This is a genomic window from Oceanicaulis sp. (assembly GCF_051859625.1).
Lineage (GTDB): Bacteria > Pseudomonadota > Alphaproteobacteria > Caulobacterales > Maricaulaceae > Oceanicaulis.
Map to the genome: position 1 here is coordinate 197,496 of NZ_JBHYFH010000002.1, position 19,378 is coordinate 216,873.

20 protein-coding genes are annotated in these 19,378 nt (G+C 62.9%); 10 read left to right on the plus strand and 10 right to left on the minus strand.

Annotation, left to right across the window (positions count from 1 at the left end; genetic code table 11):
- Window positions 1–20: 20 nt before the first annotated feature.
- Window positions 21–470 carry a DnaJ domain-containing protein gene (locus ACTIGF_RS10460; RefSeq protein ID WP_439636837.1) on the plus strand — a complete coding sequence of 150 codons (450 nt, stop codon included), beginning with the start codon at window positions 21–23 and terminating at the stop codon, window positions 468–470.
- On the opposite strand, the gene ACTIGF_RS10465 is transcribed toward ACTIGF_RS10460, so the two are convergent.
- Window positions 471–1,718 carry a serine hydrolase gene (locus tag ACTIGF_RS10465; RefSeq protein WP_439636838.1) on the minus strand — a complete coding sequence of 416 codons (1,248 nt, stop codon included), beginning with the start codon at window positions 1,716–1,718 and terminating at the stop codon, window positions 471–473.
- Between the two features lie 416 nt (window positions 1,719–2,134).
- Here ACTIGF_RS10465 and ACTIGF_RS10470 point away from each other — a divergent pair, with 416 nt between their 5' ends.
- The 4 genes from ACTIGF_RS10470 to ACTIGF_RS10485 all read left to right on the plus strand — a co-directional run bounded on the left by ACTIGF_RS10470 (window position 2,135) and on the right by ACTIGF_RS10485 (window position 6,732).
- Entirely contained in the window at window positions 2,135–2,572 is a 438-nt protein-coding gene (locus ACTIGF_RS10470; RefSeq protein WP_439636839.1) for a phasin family protein, read from the plus strand.
- A gap of 249 nt (window positions 2,573–2,821) precedes the next feature.
- Window positions 2,822–3,148, plus strand: a complete 327-nt coding sequence (gene clpS, locus ACTIGF_RS10475) for an ATP-dependent Clp protease adapter ClpS (RefSeq protein ID WP_009800658.1) — start codon at window positions 2,822–2,824, stop codon at window positions 3,146–3,148.
- 3 nt (window positions 3,149–3,151) lie between these two features.
- Window positions 3,152–5,485, plus strand: coding sequence for an ATP-dependent Clp protease ATP-binding subunit ClpA (gene clpA, locus ACTIGF_RS10480; RefSeq protein WP_439636840.1), 2,334 nt, complete (start codon window positions 3,152–3,154; stop codon window positions 5,483–5,485).
- Complete coding sequence (locus ACTIGF_RS10485) at window positions 5,482–6,732, plus strand: S41 family peptidase (RefSeq protein WP_439636841.1); 1,251 nt, start codon at window positions 5,482–5,484, stop codon at window positions 6,730–6,732. Before clpA ends, ACTIGF_RS10485 begins: the two co-directional genes overlap by 4 nt.
- A gap of 10 nt (window positions 6,733–6,742) precedes the next feature.
- On the opposite strand, the gene ACTIGF_RS10490 is transcribed toward ACTIGF_RS10485, so the two are convergent.
- Window positions 6,743–7,828 carry a helix-turn-helix domain-containing protein gene (locus ACTIGF_RS10490; protein WP_439636842.1) on the minus strand — a complete coding sequence of 362 codons (1,086 nt, stop codon included), beginning with the start codon at window positions 7,826–7,828 and terminating at the stop codon, window positions 6,743–6,745.
- Window positions 7,829–7,941: 113 nt separating this feature from the next.
- Between ACTIGF_RS10490 and ACTIGF_RS10495 the strand changes: the two genes are divergently transcribed.
- Entirely contained in the window at window positions 7,942–8,769 is an 828-nt protein-coding gene (locus tag ACTIGF_RS10495) for a DUF2306 domain-containing protein (RefSeq protein ID WP_439636843.1), read from the plus strand.
- Here the strand turns inward: ACTIGF_RS10495 and ACTIGF_RS10500 are convergent.
- Window positions 8,766–9,581, minus strand: a complete 816-nt coding sequence (locus ACTIGF_RS10500) for an alpha/beta fold hydrolase (protein WP_439636844.1) — start codon at window positions 9,579–9,581, stop codon at window positions 8,766–8,768. The two genes, ACTIGF_RS10495 and ACTIGF_RS10500, sit on opposite strands and share 4 nt — an antisense overlap.
- A gap of 123 nt (window positions 9,582–9,704) precedes the next feature.
- Here ACTIGF_RS10500 and ACTIGF_RS10505 point away from each other — a divergent pair, with 123 nt between their 5' ends.
- On the plus strand, window positions 9,705–10,154 hold the full coding sequence (locus tag ACTIGF_RS10505) for a hypothetical protein (RefSeq protein WP_439636845.1): 450 nt from the start codon (window positions 9,705–9,707) through the stop codon (window positions 10,152–10,154).
- A 3-nt stretch (window positions 10,155–10,157) separates the two neighbouring features.
- Here ACTIGF_RS10505 and ACTIGF_RS10510 read toward each other — a convergent pair whose 3' ends face one another.
- The 3 genes from ACTIGF_RS10510 to ACTIGF_RS10520 all read right to left on the minus strand — a co-directional run bounded on the left by ACTIGF_RS10510 (window position 10,158) and on the right by ACTIGF_RS10520 (window position 12,771).
- The gene (locus ACTIGF_RS10510; protein ID WP_022702072.1) at window positions 10,158–10,589 is read right to left on the minus strand and encodes an HIT family protein; all 432 of its coding nucleotides are present in this window, start codon (window positions 10,587–10,589) and stop codon (window positions 10,158–10,160) included.
- A gap of 510 nt (window positions 10,590–11,099) precedes the next feature.
- Window positions 11,100–12,245, minus strand: coding sequence for a GNAT family N-acetyltransferase (locus tag ACTIGF_RS10515; RefSeq protein WP_439636846.1), 1,146 nt, complete (start codon window positions 12,243–12,245; stop codon window positions 11,100–11,102).
- Between the two features lie 64 nt (window positions 12,246–12,309).
- Window positions 12,310–12,771, minus strand: a complete 462-nt coding sequence (locus ACTIGF_RS10520) for a RidA family protein (RefSeq protein WP_439636847.1) — start codon at window positions 12,769–12,771, stop codon at window positions 12,310–12,312.
- 128 nt (window positions 12,772–12,899) lie between these two features.
- Between ACTIGF_RS10520 and ACTIGF_RS10525 the strand changes: the two genes are divergently transcribed.
- Complete coding sequence (locus ACTIGF_RS10525; RefSeq protein ID WP_439636848.1) at window positions 12,900–13,802, plus strand: alpha/beta hydrolase family protein; 903 nt, start codon at window positions 12,900–12,902, stop codon at window positions 13,800–13,802.
- Here the strand turns inward: ACTIGF_RS10525 and ACTIGF_RS10530 are convergent.
- Window positions 13,799–15,076 (minus strand): DNA polymerase IV, encoded by a 1,278-nt coding sequence (locus ACTIGF_RS10530; RefSeq protein WP_439636849.1) that lies wholly within the window; start codon window positions 15,074–15,076, stop codon window positions 13,799–13,801. The two genes, ACTIGF_RS10525 and ACTIGF_RS10530, sit on opposite strands and share 4 nt — an antisense overlap.
- On the minus strand, window positions 15,073–15,972 hold the full coding sequence (locus tag ACTIGF_RS10535; RefSeq protein WP_439637292.1) for an ROK family protein: 900 nt from the start codon (window positions 15,970–15,972) through the stop codon (window positions 15,073–15,075). Before ACTIGF_RS10535 ends, ACTIGF_RS10530 begins: the two co-directional genes overlap by 4 nt.
- Window positions 15,973–16,152: 180 nt before the next feature.
- Here ACTIGF_RS10535 and ACTIGF_RS10540 point away from each other — a divergent pair, with 180 nt between their 5' ends.
- Together ACTIGF_RS10540 and ACTIGF_RS10545 are read left to right on the plus strand one after the other, a co-directional pair.
- A complete protein-coding gene (locus ACTIGF_RS10540) occupies window positions 16,153–16,518 on the plus strand; it encodes a response regulator (protein ID WP_028284823.1) in 366 nt (121 codons plus the stop codon).
- Window positions 16,519–16,530: 12 nt separating this feature from the next.
- The gene (locus ACTIGF_RS10545) at window positions 16,531–17,883 is read left to right on the plus strand and encodes a PleD family two-component system response regulator (protein ID WP_439636850.1); all 1,353 of its coding nucleotides are present in this window, start codon (window positions 16,531–16,533) and stop codon (window positions 17,881–17,883) included.
- A gap of 60 nt (window positions 17,884–17,943) precedes the next feature.
- Here ACTIGF_RS10545 and rpmG read toward each other — a convergent pair whose 3' ends face one another.
- Complete coding sequence (gene rpmG / locus ACTIGF_RS10550) at window positions 17,944–18,111, minus strand: 50S ribosomal protein L33 (protein WP_009800672.1); 168 nt, start codon at window positions 18,109–18,111, stop codon at window positions 17,944–17,946.
- Between the two features lie 88 nt (window positions 18,112–18,199).
- On the minus strand, window positions 18,200–19,375 hold the full coding sequence (locus tag ACTIGF_RS10555; RefSeq protein WP_439636851.1) for an MFS transporter: 1,176 nt from the start codon (window positions 19,373–19,375) through the stop codon (window positions 18,200–18,202).
- Window positions 19,376–19,378 lie beyond the last annotated feature (3 nt).

The window sequence follows — 19,378 nt, forward strand, 5'->3', positions numbered from 1 at the left end:
TGGTGATCTGAGGACGTTTGATGCTCCTTTATGGACTTCTGGCGCTCGCCGCCCTGGCGATCGTGTTCACCGTGGTGATGACGCGCCTGCCGTCGAAAGATGCGGCGCGGCTGCTTCGCTGGGTGCTGGGGATTGGCGGCGTTGTGCTGGGCGCTTTGCTGACCGTGCGAGGCCTGGCGGCGGCGGGCGTGCCGTTGATCGGGGCCGCCCTGGGCTTTCTGGGCGTCGCAATGCGCGGCGGAAAGACGGGCTCAGGCAGCGATAATCCGAACACAGGCTCCGCGCCGTCGCGGACGGGGATGAGCGTCGAGGAAGCGCGCGCCATTCTGGGGGTGGGGCCGGATGCGGACGAAGCCGAGATCCGCAAGGCGCATCGAGCGATGATGAAGCGGGTGCATCCCGATCAGGGCGGCAGCGACGCGCTGGCCGCCAAGGTCCAGCAAGCGCGTGACGTTCTGCTCGGCGAGTAATCAGGCGGCGGGCGGCACGGCGAAACAGGATTCCCCGCTCGCTTCCAGGCGCTGGCAGATGGATTGGGCGCGAGAGCCGTCAAGGCCGGCATAGCGCGCCCGCCAGAGCTGACGGCCATTGCGCTGCATCGGCTCCACGCGCGCCTGCGCATCGCCCAGCAAGGTATGCAGCCCCATCATCGCAACGCTTTCAAGCCGGGCAGAGGCGGCGGCTTGAGACGTATAGGCGCCCACCTGAACGGCCCAGTCTGAAGGCGTTTCAGGCGCGCTGTAGGTGCGCAGACCGTCGAGCGGCTCAAGCTCGACCCGGGCCGCCGGAACGCCGGGCGCCGAGCCTTGCGCGGTCTGTGCGGGTAGCGTGCTCAGTTCGGCGGTTAGTATTTCCTGCTCGCGGACGGGATTGAGCCGCGGCATGTTCAGAGCGGCCAGCATCCGGCTTTCAGAGCGGGCGTTGATGGCGGAATAGGCGGCTTCGATCAGTTCGCGCGCATGGGCGTCGCGCACAGAGGCGGAGGCCCCGCCCATCACCACGGCGATGATGCGATGACCGTCACGTTCGGCGCTGGCGGCGAGATTAAAGCCGGACGCGCGGATATAGCCGGTTTTCAGCCCGTCCACGCCGGGTTGGTCGCCCACCAGCGTGTTGTGGGTGCGATGGGTGACGCCGTTCCAGCGAAATCGGGTCTCGCTGAAATACGCGTAATAGTCCGGAAAATCACGGTGAAGCGCATAGGCGAGGCGGGCGATGTCGCGCGCCGTGGTCTGCTGGCGTGCGTCCGGCAATCCCGATGCATTGCGAAACACGGTGTTCGCCATGCCCAGTTCTCGGGCGCGGGCTGTCATGACTTCGGCGAAACGGGCCTCGTCGCCTTCAAGATGTTCGGCCACGGCGACCGCCACGTCATTGGCGCTCTGGATGATCAGGGCGCGGATCGCGGTTTCCACGGTCAGCGTCTGTCCCGCCCGCAAGCCCAGACGGGACGCCGGGCGGCTGGCGGCTTCAGACGAGGCGGTGATCGAATCGTCCAGGACGATCTCGCCGCGCTCCAGCGCGTCAAACAGCATGTAGAGGGTCATCATCTTGGTGAGCGAGGCGGGATAGCGCAGCGCGTCCGCTCGGCGGGCGTGCAGAACCTCGCCGGTTTGCATGTCCGCGACGAACGCCGCGTAACGCTCGCTGGCCTCGGCGCGGGGGGCGAGGGCGATAACGCTCAGGGCGCACACAAGGAATAAGAGAATACGAGCCATGAGCGCATTCTCGCCGCTAAGCCCTTGCTCGAGCGTTAACTGTGCGAGATGTGTTGCGTGGGCAGGGGTGCGGCGTTTTGTGCGCTGCACAATAATTGCTTGACGAAGGGCGATTCGGTGGGCATATATGCTGCACCTGCTAACACAACAGGGAACGCATGGAGCCCAAAATGGCGAACGCGAATCCGAATTCAACTGCGTCAGAGACGCCTCAAACGGACGCTGAAACAGCGAAAACCGCCGAGGCGCCTCAATCGGAAGCGAAGTCAAAGGCTGCTGCTGAGCCAGCGAAGCAATCGGCTCAACCCGCCAAACCGGCCGCCAAGGCGCCGGTGAAGCGGACCGCCAAAAAGACAACGGGTCAAAGCAAAGCCCGAAAACCATCGCCCCCGCGCAAATATTCTGGAGACACGTCGATGACCACCGCAAAGAATACCGCCAAAGACACGATCGAAACCATGACCACCGCGTCTAACGAAGCCCTGAAAGACGGCTTTGAAAAGTCCATGAACGCGGTCAATGAGTTCAGCGCTTTCCACAAGGACAGCGTGGACGCCGTGATCGCGTCGAGCACCACCGCCGCCAAATCCATCGAAGAACTGAACGCCGCCAATCTGGCCTTCGCCAAGAAAACCATGGAAGACGGCATGACCGCCGCAAAATCCATGGCTGGCGCGAAATCGGTTCAGGAACTGATCGAGATCCAGTCCGACTACACCAAGTCGTCCATGGACGCTCTGCTGGCTGAGATGAACAAGAGTTCCGACCTGATGTCGAACTTGTTCAAGGACTCCTTCAAGCCGATCAACGAACGCTTCTCCGCCGCTCTGGAGCTGATGCAGTCCCAGCGCTAAGGCGCACCCTATCGCCGGGCGTCGCCTCGACGCGTCGCCCGGCTCCGAGTCCTCCCTGACTGGTCCGGCGTCCGCGCCGGACCATTTTTTTGTCCGCTTTCCACGGTCAATTGGGCGGTAAACTGTGTTGTGATCAGTTGAGGGGGTTCTCTGTAACCCTGCCGCGCTTATTTAATATCAAGACTGATTGCCGCGGCTGAAAAACCGGATCAAGCTGGGGCGTAACGCTAGCGAGACGCCAGACTGCCTATGAGTGAGCCGAAAAAGCCAGACCTGCCCGATCAGGAGACCGGCGTAACAGTCAAGCCGCGCGCACGGACCAAGCGTCCGTCGATGTACAAGGTTTTGCTGCTCAATGACGACTACACGCCCATGGAGTTCGTCATCGAGGTCTTGGTGCGCATTTTTCACAAGGGGCAAGAAGACGCGACTCGCATCATGCTCCATGTGCACCAACATGGAGTCGGCGTGTGTGGCGTTTTCACATACGAGGTCGCCGAAACTAAGGTGGCCCAGGTCATGGACGCTGCGCGCCGTGCTCAGCATCCGTTACAGTGCACGATGGAAAAGGATTAGGCCTTGCCCTCTTTCTCACCCACTCTCGAACGTTCCCTGCATCGCGCCCTGACGGCCGCGACCGAACGCAAGCACGAATACGCAACGCTGGAGCATCTCTTGCTCTCGCTGTGCGAAGACGTGGATGCGTCCGCGGTGATGCGCGCCTGCGATGTGGATGTGGACGAACTTCGCGACACGCTTAACGAGTATGTGGACGAAGAACTGGCGAGCCTCATCGTGGATGACGGCGAGGACGCCAAGCCCACCGCCGGTTTCCAGCGCGTCATTCAGCGTGCGGTCATCCACGTCCAGAATTCGGGACGTGACGAGGTGACGGGCGCCAATGTTCTGGTGGCGCTCTTCGCCGAGCGTGAAAGCCATGCCGCCTATTTCCTCGCTGAACGCGACATGACCCGCTATGACGCGGTCAATTACATCTCCCACGGCATCTCCAAAAAGCCTGGCGAATCCGAAGCGCGACCTGCACGGGGCGCCGACGAGGACGCTGCCGAGCTGGGCGAGGGCGCCGAGGAAAAAGACGACGCGCTCTCGGCCTATTGCGTCGATCTGAACGAAAAGGCGCGCGAGGGCGGCGTCGATCCGCTGATCGGGCGTGAGCACGAAGTGGAGCGCTGCATCCAGGTGCTGTGCCGCCGCCGCAAGAACAACCCGCTTCTGGTGGGTGATCCCGGCGTGGGCAAAACCGCCATCGCCGAAGGTCTGGCGCGCAAGATCGTCGAGCATGAAGTGCCTGAGGTTTTGGCGGAAGCCACGATCTATTCGCTCGACATGGGCGCTCTGCTGGCGGGCACCCGCTATCGCGGCGACTTTGAGGAGCGCGTCAAGCAGGTGGTCAAGGCGCTGGAAGCGCGCCCGAACGCCGTGCTCTTCATCGACGAGATCCACACTGTCATCGGCGCCGGCGCCACGTCTGGCGGCGCAATGGATGCGTCCAATCTCTTGAAGCCGGCCCTGCAACAGGGCGGTCTGCGCTGCATGGGCTCGACCACCTACAAGGAATATCGTCAGCACTTTGAGAAGGACCGCGCTCTGGCGCGGCGCTTCCAGAAGATCGACGTGAAGGAACCCTCTGTTCCGGACGCCATCAAGATCCTGACGGGTCTGAAGCCGTATTTCGAGGACTTCCACGATATCCGCTTTACAGCTGAGGCGCTTAAAACCGCGGTCGAGCTGTCAGATCGCTATATCGGGGACCGGAAACTGCCTGACAAAGCCATCGACGTGATCGACGAGGCGGGCGCCTCCATGCGTCTGGTGCCGCAGTCCAAGCGCAAGAAGACCATCGGCGTCAAGGACATCGAGGCTGTGGTCGCCAAGATCGCCCGCATTCCTCCGAAATCGGTCTCCAAGTCCGATGAATCCGTGCTGCGCGATCTGGACACCTCGCTCAAACGCGTCGTGTTTGGTCAGGACGACGCCATCGAGAAGCTGGCGAGCGCCATCAAGCTGGCCCGCGCCGGTCTGCGTGAGCCGAACAAGCCGATCGGCTCTTACCTGTTCTCCGGCCCGACCGGGGTGGGCAAGACCGAAGTGGCCCGACAGCTGGCGGATACGCTGGGCGTCGAGCTGTTGCGCTTTGACATGTCTGAATACATGGAACGCCACACGGTGAGCCGCCTTCTGGGCGCGCCTCCGGGCTATGTGGGCTATGATCAGGGCGGCCAGCTGACCGACGCCATCGACCAGCATCCGCACTCGGTGCTGCTGCTCGACGAGATCGAGAAGGCGCACCCGGACATCTTCAACATCCTGTTGCAGGTGATGGATAATGGTCAGCTGACCGACGCCAACGGCAAGTCCGTGGATTGCCGCAACGTCATCCTGATCATGACCTCGAACGCCGGCGCGGCTGACGCCGCCAAGGAAGCCATCGGCTTTGGCCGCGGCAAGCGTGACGGCGAAGACCAGGCGGCGATCGAGCGTCTGTTCACGCCGGAGTTCCGCAACCGTCTGGACGCCATCATCCCGTTCGCGGGGCTCAAGCTCGACGTGATCGGCCGCGTGGTCGAGAAATTCGTCCTGCAGCTTGAGGCGCAACTGGCCGATCGCGGCGTCACGTTCGAGCTGACCGACGCCGCCAATCGCTGGCTGGGTGAGCGCGGATATGACGAAAAGTTCGGCGCCCGCCCGCTGAGCCGGGTCATTCAGGACCATATCAAGAAGCCGCTGGCTGAAGAGATCCTGTTTGGTCAGCTAAAAAAAGGCGGCGTGGTGAAGGTCGACGTGGATGCGGCGGACCCTGAACGTCTCGATTTCGAGATCATTCCGGGTGACCGTCTCAACGACGCCAAACCCAAGCGCAAAAACAAAAAGACCGAAGAGCCGGTCAAGTGAAGCTTGCGAGCTTTCAAAACGTGTCGCTGATCCTCAGCGGCGCGTTTTTAGTCAGCGCCAGCGCGATCGCGCAAACGCCTGATTATCGCGCCGACGCCGACAATCTGCTTGATCTCATAGATCACCGATACGCTTATGCGCATCGCTTTGACGGGCGCAACCCGGCGCGTGGCGCGCAGGGCGTTGATCCTGACAGCGTCACCGATGCGGCCAGCCTGTTGCGCTTTGCGGAATGCGCGGTGAACGCCCTGCAGGACCATCACGCCATTCTGGGCATCTCCTCGCCCAGCTCCTACGGGCTGACGCCCAGCTATAATGATCTCTGGGTCGAGGTGCGCGACGGGGCCTATGTGGTGACGGATGTGCGCGCCGGCTCGCCCGCTCAGGCCGCGGGCGTGACGCCGGGGTGGCGGATCACCTCTGTTGCGGGGCTGCCGATCGAGGAGGCGGTCGCAGGTCTATGCGGCGGTCCTTATGTCACTGACGCCGCGAAAGGCTTCGCCGCCCGCGTGCTGGCGGCGGGACCGCGCGATCAGGCGCGTGATTTTGTCTTTCTTGACGCAGACAGGCAGACGCAAGCGCTGACCTTGCCCAATCTCTATCAGGTCGAAACGCCCGAACGCCCCTTGATCAGCGTCACAGAGCGGGACGGGTTGCGCGTGCTGCGATTTAACGACTCGCTGGGCGATGAGGGGCTGATCGCCGCCATTGATGAGGCGCTCGCTGGATCGCGTCCTGACGGCTTGGTCATCGATTTGCGCGACACCCCCAGCGGCGGCGACACGCTCTACGCCCGCGCCCTGATGGGGCGCCTGGTGGATGAGACCAAGCCTTATCAGCGTCATGCGTTTCCGCAGATCGAGCGCGATACGGGCGTAGCCCGGCAATGGGTCGAAGAGGTTCTGCCGCGCGGCGACAGCCTGGCGGGCGTTCCGGTCGTGGTTTTGGCGGGACGTTGGACCGGGTCCATGGGCGAAGGCTTGACCCTGGGCCTCGACGCCGTCGCGGACGCCGTGACCATCGCCGCTCCGATGGCGGGGCTTCTGGGCGCGATTTACGACTATGACCTTCCCGAAACCGGCTGGACGGTGAAGCTGCCGACCGAGACGCTCTATCATGTGGACGGTACGCCACGAGAAGCCTATCGCGCCGATATCGTGCTCGACAGCGCGGACAGGTTTGGCCCTAACGGTGAGAATCTGGCGCTGGAACGCGCGTTTGAAACCCTTGGGGTGGAGAGCCGCTAGCTCGGGGCGTTCACTCAGCGGCTAATCCTTGCGCTGCTGTGGTCCGGTCCCGCCGATACGCGCGTGGGGTTTGATAGGTGATCGCCTTGAAGGCCCGGTTGAACGGGCCGATCGAATTGAAGCCGCTTTCAAGCGCAATCTGAAGAATGGTCAGCGAATCCCGATCCGGATCCCGCAGCAAGCTTTGGGCATGCGCGATCCGGCGCGCATTGATCAGCTGGTTCACATTAGCGGCTTTCAGACCGGCGGTAATGGCGCGGCTGACCTTGTTGGGCGGCTCCCCCAGAGCCTGCGCCAGATGTCGCAAGCTCAGATCGGGATCGAGATATAGTTGCTCACGTTCCATCAGGCGGAGCAGGCGCTGTCCCAGCTGTACGTCCGTCTCGGTCGCTTCTGGCGCAGGCCGCCAATCGGGTGCGGGGTGAGCGCGCCTGTACACAAGTGCGACGCTGCCGACGGCGAGAATCGCGGTCGCGCACAAGGCTTCAATCAACGTGACCAGTTGAGGTGAAATCGGCGCGCCGGTGTTGAACACGATCGCGCACAGAAACACGCCGGAGCTGAAGACGGTCAGATATCCAATGCGCAGGCGTCGTTCATTCAGGTGCTCGGCGCTCGGCCAGTTGCGCGCAGCCTCCCAGACCGACAGCATCAAGGCCGTCGAGCTGAGCATGGTCTGGGCGTTCACAAGAATCTCTATGGGCGCGCTAAAGCCAGAGATGATCAAGACCGGTTTGATCATAGACGGGGCGATGATCCCGGCGACAAGCATCAGTTCGAACGGGCCGATGGCGGCGGTCTTGCGAAACAGGGCGCGGGTGAACAGCCAGAACACCGAGCAGGTTCCGCCGCTGAGCATCAGCAGCCAGAGGCGCGCCGACCCCAGCGAGTCGCCCAGACCTTCTGCGACCAGCAAGGCGCCCATGCACAGGGTGAACACGCCCCAGCTCAGATGCAGCGGGCTGCGCTGGCCACGCACCAGAACCCAGCCCGCCCAGGCGAGCGCCCAGACAGCGCAAAAAAGTTTCAGGCCCAGGCTGAAGGCGAGCATGGCGATGGTCCATGTGACGTCGGTTGCGACGAATTCTGTACTCAATCTGCGACTTTTTCTGGCCGAAATGCAAATCGGCCAGACCCTGGCGCGCAGATTTCATCAAATCGCTCTCATCGGCCCGGCGCGAAGATCGGGCAGAGTTAGGAGTTGGTTCGATGACGCAAACCCTGGTCTCCCCTGTAACCGCACGCGCGCCGGTCAAGCTGGCGACGACCGTGCAAAGCCTGTCCGGCAAGCTCTGGTTTCTGACCGCCGCAGCCGGACAGTTGATGTTCATCTATTATATTCTGGTGGCTTATATCCCCAGGACGATTGGCGGCCAGTTCGAACGCTGGGACGAAACCGGTCTGATAAAGGGCTATGAGGCCGGTGACGGCTTCGGCAATTTGATGTTCATCACCCATGTCCTGCTGGCTGCGATCATGACGCTGGCGGGGCTGATGCAGCTCACGGCGCCCTTGCGCAATTGGGCGCCAAGGCTTCACCGGATGAGCGGCCGCGTGTTTTTGGTGCTGGCGGTGTATCTGGCGCTTGGCGGGATCTGGATGATCTGGATGCGGGGCTCGCGGATCAGTGATCTGACGGGTTTGTCGACCACGCTGGATGGGCTGCTGATCCTGTTTTTCGCCGGCATGACGCTTAATTTTGCGCTCAAGCGCCAGATCGCACGACATCGGCCCTGGGCGATGCGCCTGTTCATCGCCGCCAGCGCGGTGTGGTATCTTCGGATTTTCTACAGCGCCTGGTTTCTGAGCGTAGGGGCGGTGGGCGTCACGCGCGGCATGGACGGCTGGTTCGACTATACCGTGAATTTCGCGTCCTACCTGCTGCCTCTGGCCGTGCTTGAGCTGTATCTCCTGGCTCAGGCCAGCCGGTCTGCGTCTCTGAAATGGACGAGCGCAATCATCACCTTCGCAGGCGCGGGCGTCACCGCGCTAGGGGGTGTCGGCGCGACGCTGATCATGTGGGGGCCGCACCTCTAGCCCAAGAACGCCAGCACTCGCTCCACGACACGGTCATCGCGCAACACGCCGCGATGGCCGATGCCGTCAAAGACGTCCCATTGGGCGCCTGGCCAGGAGGCGGCGATGCGCTCGGCGGCTTCGGGCGGGGCGATCTGGTCATTGGCGCCGTGCAGGATCAGGGCGGGCGTGTCAAAATTCGGCGCATCCAGCGTGATGTCGAGATTGGCGGCAGGTTCGCCAAATTGCTCGCTGACGGACTCCAGCATCAGGCGGACGGCGCGTTTTGACAGCCCCATCGCCTGGCTTTGGAACTCCACATTGCGGGGCAGGGCGTCTGGCGCGCCCAGCCCGATCACGCGGCCCGGATCCAGCCCGTGGCGCGCCTTGGCGAGGACGGTCGCGGGCAGACCCATGGAATGGGCCAGAATGGCGAAAGGCTGGCCCAGCTGCGCCGCCGCCGCGCCGAGGCCTTCGGCGAAGAGCAGGATATGGGCTTTACGGCCCTCGCTCTGGCCATGCGCCGGCCCGTCGATCATGGCGACCGAATAGCCGGCTTCCATTACCGCTTGTCCCAATGTCGAGAGATCCGCGCTGTCCGCCTCCCAGCCATGCTGGAAGAACACAAGCGGCCCGTCGCCGCCGCGATAGACCCGCTGTTCGCCCTGAGGCCCGGTGAAGGTCTGCTTGTCGAGGCTCTCCAGCCAGTCCCGACCGCGATCAGTTTGCTGTTTCACCCGCGGACGTGTGAACTGACGGGCCATGGACGCCTTGAAGGTGCGCGGAAACAGGGCGGCGGTCGAGTTGGCGGTGAACGCGAAGGCGGAGGTCATGCGTCAAATCTCAATTGGAAAATTTTTTCCACGCTAGGGCGATTGGTCTTGAGCGTGAAGCCAAGGTTATGCATGGCTTGCATCCTGGAGTGATTGACCGCTGATCAGACTGGGAGAATTCAGATGAGCCTCTTAACGACCGCAAGCGTGCTGACGGCCATGTTGGCGCATCCGGCGTCTGAGAGCGCGGTCACGGGCCGTGTGGTGGCGGTGGATTTCACGCAAGAGCCCGCGCTCGTTGAGGCGTTTGGCGGACGCCGGTTCTATGTCGAAGACGATATGGGCGCGCCGCATTCGCGCCTTGAATGGATCGCCTATGATTGTCAGGGCGAGGTCATGGCGCGCACCTATCCGTTCGATCCGCGCTGGAGCAGCGGCGGTCATGAAACGGTGGATGAAAGCGGCGTCCTGGGGCCGCGGACCGGTGCCGGGCTGGGTGATGAGCCGCTTGAAGACGCCGACGCGATCCTGCCGGTGGATACGGCGCAGTTTGAAATCTTGGAGCGTGACCCGGAGGGGGCGCCCGCCGCCCGGCATGGTCCCTATGACATGCCGGGCGTCTGGTGCGAATAAGGCCTAGAGCGCGGCCTTGATCTTGTCCGCCAGCGCGTTCAGCTCATCCATATCCGCCTGTCCGGCGCTGCCATGGCCGGCGATGTCCTGGCCTTCCCAGCGGGGAATGATGTGAAAATGGATGTGATAGACGGTCTGGCCGGCCGGCGCGCCGTTGAACTGGGCGATGGTGACGCCGTCAGGCTTGAGCGCGCTTTCAACGGCTTTCGCGACTTTCTTGACGCGCTTGATCGCCTCGGCGGCGCCGTCATCTGACATCTCCAGCAGGTTGCGCGCGGCTTCCTTGGGGATGACCAGCGTATGGCCTTTGCTTTGCGGGAAAATATCCATGAAGGACAGCACATGCTCGTCTTCATAAAGCTTCACGCACGGCGCTTCCCCGCGCAGGATCTTGGCGAAGATGTTCTGGTCGTCATAGGTCCCGTGAAGGCTCATGGGGCGGCTCCTGCTTGGCTGAAAGCTCTGTCCTCGATAGAGGGTCTGCGCGGTGAGTCCAAGGTGTTCCGAAGGAACCTCTCACCTAGAGCTGCGCAATTTCTGTACTGGAGAAGGGAGCGGCGCGTTCTGGCACATGGCGGGTCCTGCAGTTCAGGCAGATGCGTCTGCGCCGATAAAACGGGAATGGCGCAACCGTATTCCTGAGAATGCAAAGCGCGATGATCGCCCAAATACGCCTTAGTCGACGTGTTTCTCTGCCGCATGCCGGGCAAGGGTAGGTGGGTGCGACCTGTATGTTCTCCTCGCCAAGCAGGTCTCTCGCATCCTCTAGGTCATCTGCAAGGACATACAGGCGGTAGCCATGTGTCGCTCCGAATTCCAAAGGGGCATAGACATCAAACCAGCCATGATCCGGCGCGAAACAGGGTATCCCTGCGCTTTCTAGGACCGCCGCTTCAACCAGGGCTTCAGATCGGGTCAGTAATCGCCTGAGAGGTCGCCAAGTGCTCATGAAGGCGTCTTGTAAGGAGACTCCGCATCGAGCGCCAGACGTTCGGTCTCCACCGCCCGGCGTTCAGAGCGCAGGAAACGGTCCACGGCGGCGCTCAAGCCTTCATGAAGGATCTCATGGGCGGAATAGACCAATTGCGGGCGGTATCCGCGCGCCAGCTTGTGTCCGCCCTGGGCGCCGGCCTCGACGCGTTTTAGCCCGTGGCTCAGCGCATAGTCGATGGCCTGATGATAGCAGAGCTCGAAATGAAGCTGGTCTGAGAAGGCGAGCGCGCCCCAATACCGGCCATAGAGCGTGTCGGACCCGATGAAGTTCAGGGCGGCGGCGATATACTGGTCGCCGTCTTTCGCCATCACCAGCAAGACCTTGTCCGCCATCCGTTCGTGGATCAGGGCAAAGAACTCGCGATTGAGATAGGGCGCGCCCCATTTGCGCTCGCCGGTGTCCTGGTAACAGGCGAAGAACACGTCCCAATGATGCTCGGTCAGCGCGTCGCCGGTCAGCGGTTCGATCACCACGCCCGACTGCGCCGCCTTGCGTTCCTTGCGGAGCGCCTTGCGCTTGCGAGAGGAGAGGGCGGCGAGGAAGCCCTCATAATCGCCATAGCCGTCATCATCCCAGATGAATTGTATGTCCTGACGGGGGAGCAATCCTGCTTCCGTCAGCTCGGACTTGGTCTGCGGATCGGGGAACAGCACATGCCAGCTTGAAACGCCCAGCTCGCGCGCGGCGTGACGGGCGGCGTTGATCAGCGCCTGGCGAATGTCTTGATCAGCGGATAGCAGGCGACGGCCCGTCGCCGGAGTGAAGGGCACGCCGGTCAGGAGCTTGGGATAATACTGCCCGCCCGCGCGCTCCAGCGCATCCGCCCAGGCATGGTCAAAGACGTATTCGCCGTAGGAATGACCTTTGAGATACAGCGGCAGCACGCCGACCACCTGGCCGGCCTGATTTTCGGCGATCAGATGACGCGGGCCCCAGCCTGTCTCTTCCACGGCGCTGCCGGAGGTTTCCAGCGCGTCGAGAAAATCCCAGCTTAGAAACGGGTCATAGGGCTGGCCTGCCGGATTGGCGCAAGCATCCCATTGGGCGGGATCAATTTGCGCCATCCGGCTGATCATGCGCACGGTGATATCGGTCATGCCCAGTCCAGACGTCTCAGCTGAGCCGGGATATAGGGTGGCGTGGACTGATCTTCGAGCCTGATCACGCGATCTCGACGACGGCGTCCACTTCGACCGCAGCGTTCAGCGGCAAGACCGCGACGCCCACGGCGGACCGTGCGTGCCGGCCGGCGTCGCCGAACACCTCGACCATCAGGTCAGACGCGCCATTGATGACTTTGGGAATGTCGTAAAAGTCAGGGTGCGCGTTGACGAAACCGCCCAGTTTCACAATGCGTTTGACCTTCCCCAGATCGCCGCCGCATGCCGCCTTGATCTGCGCGATCAGGTTCAGCGCACACAGTCGCGCCGCCGCCTGGCCGTCTTCCAGCGAGACGCCGTCGCCGAGCCGTCCGGTCACCAGGCCATCAGGACCCAGAGAGATCTGACCGGAAATATGCACCATCTGACCGCTCTGGGCGTAGGGGACGTAATTGGCCACGGGGGCGGCGGCTTCAGGCAGGGTCAGGCCCAGTTCCTTGAGCCGGGATTCGATGTCAGCCATGTGGGGCGCTCCGTTGGAGAAAATCAGAGTGTCAGTTAGGCGCTTGAGGCCGTGTCTGGCAATGAGGCGAGCGGGTTGAATTCAGTGGGTCCGGCCTGCATGGTGCAAGTTCATGACAAGGTGAACACATGGCGCGCGATGCAGCCAGCTTGACCACGCTTCGACCAGTCCGCTTGCGGACGGCGGACGGCAAATTGCTGTCGGCGTGTTTCACCGTGCCCGATGATCCGACAGCCGTGATGGTGGTGAATCCGGCCACGGGCTATCGCAAGGACTTTTACGCCCCCTTCGCTCAGGCCGCCGCCGAGAACGGCTGGGCGGTGCTGACGTTCGATTATCGCGGGCAGGGAGACTCCGCGCGCTGTCATCCCAGGCGCGAAACCGCCCGCATGCTCGACTGGGCGGTCTATGACATTCCCGCCGCTGCGCAGGCCGCCTGTCAGGCCTTTCCCGGCTTGCCGCTGGACATTGTCGGCCATTCCATCGGCGGGCAGTTCGCAGCCTTGATCGATCCTGCGCTGCCCGTGCGCCGACTGGCCATGCTCTCGGCCTCGTCAGGGTATTGGGGGGATCAGTCCGCGCCGCTGAAATATTTCGCCTGGGCGTTCTGGCGCCTGTTCGGACCGGCTTATCTGTTGCTGCGCGGGCATATTCCCAAGGGCGTGCTCTGGCGCGGCGAACCGCTGCCGCCGCGTGTGTTTGCGGACTGGCGCGAGTTCGGGGTGAACCCTGAATGCTTCCGTGACGCCATCGCCGAGCTGGGCCTGACCTCTCGCTATGAAGGCTTTACCGCGCCCGTGCGCGCCTGGACGCCCGATGACGACCCGATCGCCAATCCTCAGACCGTGCGCTGGCTGCTGGAGCGATATGAAAATGCGCCGACCGAAATGAAGCTGGTGCGTCATGAGGATACGGGGTTTGGAGCCCTGGGCCATGACGGTTTGTTCCGCTCGAAAATGGCGGATGTGTTCTGGCCGCAAGTGTTTCGCTGGCTCTCGCTTGATGTTGAACTGGCCAAGCGCCGCGACTAATCGCGGTCCTTTTTCAACATGCGGCCCTTGATGATGGCGGCGTCGCCGAACTTCGCCCGCGCTGCGTCCATGGCGCGTTCCGCCGCGGCGCGTTTGAGCGCATTGGGGTCCAGCAGATCGCCGGCATCCGCGATCGCGGTTTCCAGCACCGAATAGCCGGCGCCGATCAGGCGATAGCGCACCCCCTCAGGCTCCTTGTCCAGCATGTCACAGCTGATGCGATAGAGCGTGTCCGCCAGCTGGGCCGGGTCGGTCAGGGTGCGCCGCCGGGTGATGGTCTTGAAGCGATCGGTCTTGATCTTCAGCGTCACCACACGGCCCGCCACGCCCTGGGCTTTCATCCGGTCGGCGACCTTAAGGCACAAAGGCCAGAGCCGGTCCTTCAGCACCGCCTTGTCAGACACATCATCATTGAACGTGGTCTCCGCCGACACCGATTTGCGTTCCCGCGCCGGGCTGACCTTGCGGGTATCCTCTCCGCGCGCCAGTCGGGCGAGGCGCAATCCGGATTCGCCATATTTCCGCGCCAGATCGCCTTCAGAGCGTTTGAGCACGTCTGACAGGGTGTAGAGCCCGTCCGTATTGAGCTTCTTGCCTAGCACCGGCCCGACGCCATAGACGTCGCCCACTTTCATCTGAGCCAAAAAGGCGGGCGCGTCCTGGCGTCCCAGCACCGAAAACCCGTTGGGTTTGTCGAGATCAGACGCGGTCTTGGCGAGAAACTTGTTAAAGCTCAGCCCCACCGAAACCGTGACGCCCACCTCGTCCAGAATGCGGCGCTGCAGCCTCAGCAAGGTCTGCGCAGGCGCGGCGCCGTGCAGTTTTTCAGTGCCTGACAGGTCTAAAAAAGCCTCGTCGATGGAGAGCGGCTCCACCAGCGGGGTCACATCCTCCATCATGGCGCGGATGCGTTTGCCGTCTGCGGCGTAGACCGCCATGCGCGGGCGCACCACGACCGCGTCCGGGCAGGCCTTGAGCGCCTTGAACATGGGCATGGCCGAGCGCACGCCATACAGACGCGCGATATAGCAGGCGGTGGACACCACGCCGCGCTGGCCGCCGCCAATGATCACCGGCTGGTCTTCAAGCTCGGGATTGTCGCGCTTCTCCACCGAGGCGAAAAAGGCGTCGCAATCGATATGCGCGATCGACAGGGCGTCAAGCTCTGGATGGCTGAGCACCGGCCCGCCGCCGCACGACCCGCATTGCGCGCCGGGCGCGGCGGGATTGAGGCAGCTGCGGCAATAGCTCTGAGAAGCTGCGGGCGCGGTCATGGCCATAACCACGCCGCGCCGCGCACCCCTGAACTGTCGCCATGTACCGCGGGGCGCACCTGCGTCACCAGCTCATCGGTGAAGGCCCAGTCCTGAAGATGTGTTTCAAGTTTTGAGGCGAAGCCGGGCAGGTTGGACAGACCGCCGCCCAGAACGATCATTTGCGGGTCAACGATATTGACCACGCTGGCCAGCGCGCGCGCGAAACGCTGGGCGTGGCGCTCAAGGCTCGCCAGACACGCCTCATCGCCTTCAGCGGCGGCGTCTGCGATTCGTTGAGCGCTCAAATCCTCGCCTGTGTTTCGCAGATGATCAGCGGACAGGGCCGGGCCGGAGCACCAGGCCTCGACGCAGTTGGTCTGACCGCAATAGCAGTGCGGGCTGACCGCCAGTTCATCGGCGGTGAGCCAGGGCAGGGCGGTATGCCCCCACTCGCCGGCATTGCCATCCGCGCCTGTCAGCAGAGCGCCATTGATCACCAGGCCGCCGCCCACGCCAGTGCCGGCGATGACGCCGAACACGCTTGAGCAGCCCGCGCCTGCGCCGTCGCGCGCTTCAGACAATGCAAAGCAATTGGCGTCATTGGCGCAGCGCACCGGGCGTTGCAGCCTGGCGGCCAGGTCCTGATCAAGCGGACGGCCATTGAGCGCGGTTGAGTTGGCGTTGCGCATCAGGCCCGTGCGAGGATTGAGCGAGCCGGGATGGCCTATTCCCGCGGGCAAGGGCGATGAAATGTCCGCCTCGCGCTCGACCTGCGCCACCAGTTCAGCAATCGCGTCCAGCTTGGCGTCATAGGCCGCAGGCGTGGGGGCGCGACGCCGAATCAGGCAGTCGCCTGTCTCATCCACCAGGGCGGCTTCGATTTTCGTGCCGCCGAGATCCACGCCTAACCGCAACACGGACCGCCTCTTTTCTCCGCTTTCAACGTTCATATCTTGTTCTAATCGCGATGCGAAGGCGGGGACTCACTGTTGATTAAGGAAACTGGGGTTAAATGCATTGTGGATGGTCAAAACGCTCACGTTGCAAAGACGGCGGAGCGAATTGGGGAAAGCGCGGTTATAATGCTGCAGGTCATGTCCAAAAAAGTTCTGATCGTTGAAGACAACGAGCTGAACATGAAGTTATTTCGTGATCTGCTCGAAGCGCACGGCTATGAGACTGTGCAGACCAGTGAGGGCCTCAAGGCGCTGGATATGGCGCGTGAGCACAAGCCTGACCTGATCCTTATGGATATTCAGCTGCCTGAAGTGTCCGGTCTTGATGTCACCAAGTGGATCAAGAACGACACCGAGCTGTCCGCCATCCCTGTGGTCGCGGTGACAGCCTTCGCCATGAAAGGCGATGAGGAACGTATCCGTGAAGGCGGATGCGAAGGGTATCTGTCCAAACCCATCACGGTTGCGTCCTTCATCAAAACCGTTCGGGATTTTCTCGAATAGAAGGAGCCTTCGGTGAGCGCACGCATACTGGTCGTCGACGATATCGAAACGAACCGACGTTTGCTGGAAGCCCGGCTGACGGCTGAGTATTTCGATGTCTTGATGGCGGAGGACGGGCCGAGTTGCCTGGACCTCGCCCGCAGCCAGAAGCCTGACGTGATCTTGCTGGATGTGATGATGCCGCGCATGGACGGGTTTGAAACCTGTCGCCGGCTGAAAGCAGACCCGGTGACCCGGCATATTCCCGTGGTGATGGTGACGGCGCTGGATCAGCGCTCGGACCGGATTCGCGGACTTGAAGCCGGGGCTGACGAATTCCTGACCAAACCTGTGGACGATGTCGCCCTGTTTGCGCGCGTGCGCTCGCTCTTGCGCTTGACCAGCGTCATGGACGAGTTGCGCCAGCGCGAAAGCAGCGGCGTTGAAATGTCCTCTTTCGAGCCGGCCAATGGCGGCGGGCGCGTGATTGTCGCCGCCGCGGACCAGAACGCCGCCCAGCGCATCGTCAAGGCGCTGCCGGATACGCTGGACGCTCAAGGCTATGGCGATCCGCGTCTGGCGATCTCCCAGGCCGAACATGCCGATCTGATCATCGTCGATCTCAGCGCGCCGCGCTTTGACGGCTTGCGGCTGTGCGCGCGTATCCGTTCCGATGTGGACACACGCCAGGTGCCGCTCTTGGGCGTTGTGGACGAGATGGACAAGCGCACCATGGTGCGTGCGCTCGATCTGGGCGTGAATGATGTGATCTCCCGTCCGCTCGATCCGGGCGAGCTGTCTGCGCGCAGCTCCACCCAGCTCAAGCGCAAACGCTATGCCGACGCCTTGCGCGACCGCTTGGACGAGAGCCTTGAAATGTCGGTGCGCGACGCGCTGACCGGCCTGTTCAACCGCCGCTATACGGTGTCTCGCCTGCGCCAGGCGCTGGATGGCCTGAACGCCTCTCATGAGCCGTTGGCGGTGGGATTGATCGACATCGACCACTTCAAGCGCATCAACGACACCTGGGGCCATAACGCCGGTGATCAGGTGCTGCAGGAGATCTGCGCGCGTCTGGGCGGCGAATTGCGCGCCATCGACGTGGCGGGCCGCTATGGCGGCGAGGAATTCCTGGTGGTGTTCTCGAACACGACCGCCAAGGACGCGTCCGACGCCATGGAGCGCGCGCGTCTGGCGGTCTGCGCCACGCCGATCACCTTGCGTGAGACGGGTGATGTGATCGAGGTGACCATGAGCGCCGGCATCGCCGAAGCGTTCATGGACGATAGCGTTGAGGCGTTGATCGAGCGTGCGGACACGGCGCTCTATGAAGCCAAGCGCTCGGGCCGGAACCGGGTGATAGAGGCCAAACGAAAAGCCGCCTGAACAAACAGGCGGCTTTTCTTATTCCAGTCAGACCTGATCAAGTCGCGCGAAAGCGCAGGCTTACTTGATCTTGCCTTCTTTGAATTCGACGTGCTTGCGCGCGACCGGATCGTACTTTTTCAGCACGAGTTTCTCGGTCATCGTGCGGGCGTTTTTCTTGGTCACGTAGAAATAGCCCGTGCCCGCCGTCGAATTCAGGCGGATTTTGATGGTAGTCGGCTTGGCCATAGTCGCGCACCCGTACACATAAACTTGGCGCGCCAGACAATGGGTCCGGCGCTGCGAGCCGCGGAACATACCCGCGCACGCGACGCTGTCAATGCCTCGAGCGGCCTTTGCTCACAAGTGACAGCGTAAAGTACAGTCCGGCCATGGCGGCGAAGGCGACCATCAGGCCCCAGGGGTCTGCGATGTCCATGGAGACGCCGCCCAGGGCCGGTCCCAGAAGTGAGCCCAGGCCATAAGCGAAGATGAAGGCGGCGTTCGCCGAGGCGAGGGCGCCAGGCTGCACGCGCTCGCCGATCATCGCCAGACCGATGGTGTAGAACGCGCTGCTCGCGCCGACAAAAAAGAACACCATCGGGATCAACAGCCACAGATTCGCGCCCGCCAGCCCCATCGCGACCGACAGAATCACCGCGCTGAGCGCAACGCCAGACAGAGTGCGGTCGCGGCCGGTGCGATCCGCCAGCTTGCCAAGGGGAATCTGCAGGGCGATCGCCCCCAGAGCGCCGATAGCGACCAGCAGGCCGACGCCGCGCTCTGCAATGCCGATTCGCTCGGCATAGACCGGCATCAGCGCGAAGACATTGGTCTCAAGGCCTCCAAACACCAGTCCCGCCAGCAAGGCCAGGGGCGCCAGTCTGGCCGCCGAAAAGAGCGCCTTGAGCCCGGACTCCTCCAGGGAGGGCGGCGTGATGGGCGGGCCGCGTAAAATCATGATCGGCAGGGCGCCGAGCGCGTAGATCACCCCGCCCGCTATCCAGGGCGTCCAGCCTTGCGAGCCGAGCGCCGACAAGAGCAATCCGCCAGAGCCGAATCCGCCGGCCAGCACAGTGGCGTAGACGGCGAGCAGGCTGGCGCGGCTTTCAGGTTTGGCGAGCTGATTGATCCAGGTCTCGCTGGCGACGAAAATGATCGTCACCGTCAAGCCCATGACGAAGCGCAGCACGAACCAGATCACAGGGTCCGGCATGGCGGGAAACAGCACAAAGCCCGCCGCCGTGATCATCGCGCAGATGATCACGGTCTGGCGCGGCGCGGTGCGCGCCATCAGCGCGGGGATCAGCGGCGTCGCCAGCAGTGTTGAGAGGGCGGCGGCAGCCGCGTTCGCGCCCACCACGGCGGCGGAGCCGGTCATGGCTTCCAGATTGAGCGCGACGAGCGGCATCAGGAGGCCGAAGCCGCAGCCGGCGAGCGCAGCGCAACTGATGGCGGCGATCAGGGACCGGGTCCGCGCTTTGTCAGGAGAGGAGAGGAAGCTGGCGATCATCGC